Consider the following 603-nt stretch of genomic DNA (forward strand, 5'->3'; position numbering starts at 1 on the left):
CGTGGTGGCGAAGCGCGTCACGGAGCCGGGGATCGAGAGCTTGACGTCCTCCAGCACGGCGGCGCCCGCGATGCCGGCGGCCTTGCGGGCCTCGTCCTGCGCCCAGACGCCGCCGTACTGACCGTAGGCGGTGCCGACCACGGCGACCGGCTTGCCGGCGACCGCACCCGCGCCGAACGGGCGCGACAGCCAGTCGACGGCGTTCTTCAGCACGGCCGGCATGGTGCCGTTGTACTCGGGCGTGACCAGCAGCAGGGCGTCGGCGCGGGCCACGGCCTCGCGCAGCTCGGCGGCGGCCGCCGGAACGCTGCCCTCGACGTCGATGTCCTCGTTGTAGAAGGGGATGCCGGCGATGCCCTCGTAGAGCTGCACGTCGGTGCCCGCGGGGGCGATCTTGACGGCCGCCTCGGCGATCTGGCGGTTGTGGGACCCGGCGCGGAGGCTGCCGACGAGCACGAGGATACGGACAGACATGGGGAACTCCAGGAGGGTGGGGACGGGGAGCGGAAAACCGGACCGAGGTCCTGTTTAAAGTTGTAGCACTTATCCGGACCGCGGTCCAGTTATCTCCGTGACGCGCTACGCTGGCCCCATGACCGGCCT

Annotated in this window: 1 protein-coding gene; it reads right to left on the bottom strand. The window is 71.0% G+C overall.

Features of this window, described 5'->3' with window-relative positions; genetic code table 11:
• Positions 1-474 (bottom strand): NADPH-dependent FMN reductase (locus tag ACSNOH_RS35030; protein ID WP_436725480.1); only part of this gene is annotated, 474 nt, incomplete at its 3' end.
• Positions 475-603 lie beyond the last annotated feature (129 nt).

The sequence above is a fragment of the Streptomyces sp. URMC 127 genome (assembly GCF_051386535.1).
Lineage (GTDB): Bacteria > Actinomycetota > Actinomycetes > Streptomycetales > Streptomycetaceae > Streptomyces.